Genomic DNA, 3,269 nt, shown 5'->3' with positions numbered 1-3,269 from the left:
GATTTCGGAGTGATAAGCCTCCTGAGTCGGTCCAACCCATTGAAATTGACCTTTATAGAGAAAAACGATGCGATCGGTGGTATTTTCGATGGTGCTGTGGACGTGGGTGACAATGAGATGGGCCCCACAGGCTTTTTTTACTTTGAGAAGTTCCATAATTACCGTCTGGATGCGGGTAGAAGCGACGGGATCCAGTCCGGCAGTGGGTTCATCGTAAAGGAGAATGTTCGGTCGATCGGCGGCGATCGAGGGATCGCTGATAATTGCTCTGGCTAAACTGACGCGTTTTCGCATCCCTCCGGATATTTCAGAGGGATAGAGGTCGTAGGAACCGGACATTCCCACTAAATCCAGTTTTTCTTCCACTAAATCGCGGATTTCGGCTCGTTTTAGCTTTGAGTGGCGATAGAGAGCAAAACCGACATTTTCCCCGACGGTGAGGGAGTCAAAAAGGGCCGATTGCTGGAAAACTAGACCAACACCGAGGGGATCTTCCCCCTGTTCTACGGTTCTCTGCCGTTTTGTACCGTAGATGTACACTTCTCCCCGATCGGGGGCCAGTAATCCGGCGACTAAGCGTAAAATCGTCGATTTTCCCGTCCCAGAAGGACCGATCACGCCGATCGCTTCTCCTTCGTACACTTTCAGATCGACGTTATTTAAGATTACTTTCTTGCCGAAAGCTTTAGTCACTCCCCTTAATTCGACGATCGGTTCGCGCATCACCATCTAGAATATCTTTACAAAAATGCCCTTTTATTGTAGAGCAACGACCCGATCTTTCTTTTTTTTCTTTTCTGGTTTCATGGTTCGCGATTCTATCTGCATTGCGGGAATCTCTCGCAATTCTTCGGCATCTAAACGATATTGTTCGCAGACAAGACTCAGACGAATACCGGAACAGCTAACGGGATTAACTGAATGGGTGAGATCTCCTTGAAAGAGGATCAGGGTGTTAGTACAAGGACGAATCCGGGCCACGGAACGATTGCCTGTTGCTAGTACCAGTTCCCCCCCTTGAATATCTTTAGGAACCTGCACATAAAGGACGCTAACTAGGAGCGGGGGATCGATAGTTTTACAATAGGAGCGCAGGGAGCGATCGATATGAGGATCGACGCGTGAACCGGTTTGTAGGAGTAAGGGGTTAAGATAAAAAGCGTTGCAGTCAGCTTGTAAACTGCGATCAAGATAGGGTTTAAAATAGGGAAACATTCGTTCGACTTCGCTGATTTGTGTGCGTCGAAAAGCGATGGAAAAGCCTTTGGTTTTAACGAAATCTCGATTTAAATTGTTAACTGTGAAGTGGGGACAAGCGAGGATCTGTCCTTGTAGTTCGCTCAGATAACTGGGAGTGAAAGCGTCGGGATATTGGGAATAGTAAGGCACGGATAGAATCGCAACGGGATGGCAATCTTTAGGATAGCTTGTTTTTAGGCGAGATGGGGATAATTTCGATAGCAGCTATTCAATTAGCTTTTTTTTCTCAAAGTCCGATAATTTGCTCAAGGAAATTTTTAATAAGCTTGATGCTCTCTAATTCTAGGGTTTGCTTATCTAGCCATCGATTATCTTGTAGGGAAACTTGTAGGGCTTTACCCGGTCTTAATATACTACTAATACTGGATATAATTGCTTTCTTTTTACCTGCTGGTTTTTTAAAATATTTGAGGTCTTTTTTAGTTAACTGATTCCTGTAAATACTTTCTATATAAGTTTGAGAAAGATTGAGTAAATCAGGATAATTTATCCTAGCACATTCGAGGAGAATATCTTCTAAAGTTCCTTGTTCACGATTATTAGGAGCGATAAAAATACCACAGCGAGGCGAATAATGGGTAACTTCGCCAAGTAGGGCAGGCATTCGTAAGTTTGACAAATCAAGAGATGATAAGCAAGCAATTAGTTTATTGAACCTTTCTTGAGGTGTTTCACTGTAATCAGCATCGGCAAAAATTCCCACACTAAAAAGCTGTGAAGGTTGAATGAACCTGAGACTTTCTTCGATGGTTTGCGCTATGCGTGTATCGCCAATAGCACTATGTAAAGCGATTGATAATTGCTCATTTTGAACAAAAGATGGTACTGGTACTCGTTTGGTTAAATCATCGTCTAGTGGATAAGCTTTCGGGATAAGTGTTTCCCAAAATTTATCCAATGAAGATAAATGAATAACTCGCTTTAAGCCATAAAATTTAAGTAAACCAATTAAGAATTCGACATCCTGGGGACCTTCGACAACAATATAGCAGTATCTCACCATCTTTACCTCACATCTAACCCGCGTTCCCAACGCAATCTATGCAATAAATCGCCCGAAAATCTTTGAGGTTTTTCCCTTGGAGAATTTAACCGAAAAGCTACCACGTTTTCTATGGACTTTTCTGACTGTAGCATGGCATCAACTGCTTCTAAACTATGGGTAGTTACAAAAAGTTGAATTCTTCTTTGATTACAGGTGTTAATTAACCAAGAAAATACACGACTTAATGCAGAAATATGAATAGATGTCTCGATTTCATCAATCAGAAGTACCCCATCGGTAATTGTCAACAAACTAAGCACCATAACTAAGGTTCTTTTAAATCCGTCACCAAACACATAGAGAGGGGCAAAACCAAGCTGTTTATGTTCTAGATAAAGAGTTGGTTTATTGTTGGGTGAAAGTATTTGTATGTCGGTAATTTCCTCGTCAAATAACCGAATTAAATCTAGGATATCATCTTTGTTATTTTCTTCCTTTAGGATGATTTTGGATAGTCTATCTAGAATTGGTTCCGAGGACAAATAAGCAGGAAATATGGTGGCATTTTCCACCAGTATTTTTTGTCGTTTCCTTTGAATAAAACGCTCTTTTTCCCAAAACTGAAATACTTGTTCATTATCTATCCCAAGCAGACTGCCTTGCTCTAAAATATGGGCGGTAACACTTAATTCTAACCCATTGATAACCAGATATGTTTCCGAATCGGTGGAATCATCATTGAACTTTTCTGGGTTGCCTTTTTCGTTGCTCGCACCGTAAATATCGGTGAGATTAGCCGCTAGATTTTTAATCGGTGAATTTCCAGTACACTTGATCGAAATTTGTCCTTGATAGGATGCGTTACTAGCAAGATTATGCTGACGAAAGAAAACCCATTTAATTGCTTCCAAATCCGGTCGCATTAAAGATGTTCTGCCTAGATATAATCGACGTTGAGCCACTTCTAGCCACTGAAAGGGATCGAGGGGATTACAAACAATTGAAACAGCTTCGAGAATGCTAG

The 3,269-nt window shown here is 41.6% G+C and carries 4 protein-coding genes; all 4 read right to left on the bottom strand.

Translation table 11 applies throughout. The annotated features are described in order from the left end of the window. Window positions 1-729 (bottom strand): ABC transporter ATP-binding protein (locus tag IQ242_RS20410; protein WP_193961213.1); only part of this gene is annotated, 729 nt, incomplete at its 3' end. A 27-nt stretch (window positions 730-756) separates the two neighbouring features. Further along, a complete protein-coding gene (locus IQ242_RS20405; protein ID WP_193961212.1) occupies window positions 757-1,389 on the bottom strand; it encodes a 2OG-Fe(II) oxygenase in 633 nt (210 codons plus the stop codon). Between the two features lie 97 nt (window positions 1,390-1,486). Next, window positions 1,487-2,263: a DUF3226 domain-containing protein gene (locus IQ242_RS20400; RefSeq protein ID WP_193961211.1), complete on the bottom strand. Its 777-nt coding sequence runs from the start codon at window positions 2,261-2,263 to the stop codon at window positions 1,487-1,489. Window positions 2,264-2,265: 2 nt separating this feature from the next. Then, window positions 2,266-3,269 (bottom strand): ATP/GTP-binding protein (locus tag IQ242_RS20395; RefSeq protein WP_193961210.1); only part of this gene is annotated, 1,004 nt, incomplete at its 5' end.

Source organism: Microcystis sp. LEGE 08355 (genome assembly GCF_015207185.1).
Taxonomy (GTDB): Bacteria; Cyanobacteriota; Cyanobacteriia; order Cyanobacteriales; family Microcystaceae; genus Microcystis; species Microcystis panniformis.
The sequence above is the reverse complement of the archived record's forward strand: the minus strand, read 5'-3'. Positions and strand labels throughout refer to the sequence as shown.

Bases quoted from the DNA above. Each gene is read 5' to 3' on its own strand.
- IQ242_RS20400 (WP_193961211.1), bottom strand. From the start codon at position 2,263: ATGGTGAGATACTGCTATATTGTTGTCGAAGGTCCCCAGGATGTCGAA.